The 492-nt window shown below is 66.9% G+C and carries 1 protein-coding gene; it reads left to right on the top strand.

Annotation, left to right across the window (positions count from 1 at the left end):
• On the top strand, positions 1-492 hold a 492-nt coding region (locus AC1DGW_RS16855), incomplete at both ends, for a HAMP domain-containing protein (protein WP_478025205.1).

Here is a 492-nt window from a genome sequence, read left to right as displayed (position 1 = left end):
GTACTGCTGGCCCTGCTGATCACCCGCAGCCTGACCCGCCCGCTGGCCAGTGCGGTGGGCGTGGCCAACGGCATCGCCGGTGGACGCCTGGACAACAGCATCGACGTGTCCGGCAAGGATGAAGTCGCCGACCTGCTGCGCGCCATGCAACACATGCAGCGCCAGGTGCAGTCGGTCATCGCCGCGCAGGGCGAGATGGCGCTGCGCCATGATGAAGGCAGCCTCAACTACCGCATCGATGCGTCCGGCTTTGCCGGCGACTACGGCCGTATGGTGAGGGAGACCAATGCACTGGTCGGCTCGCACGTGCAGGTACAGCAACGCCTGATCGAGGTGATGAAGTACTACGCGCGCGGCGACCTGTCGGTGGACATGGACCGCCTGCCCGGCGAGAAGGCCGCCATCACCCAGGCCATGGACGAAACCAAGGCCAGCCTGTCGGCGATCAATGCCGAGATCAAGCGCCTGGCTACCGCCGCGGCGGCGGGCGAT

The organism is Stenotrophomonas sp. 05N423 (assembly GCF_056397145.1).
The sequence above is the reverse complement of the archived record's forward strand: the minus strand, read 5'-3'. Positions and strand labels throughout refer to the sequence as shown.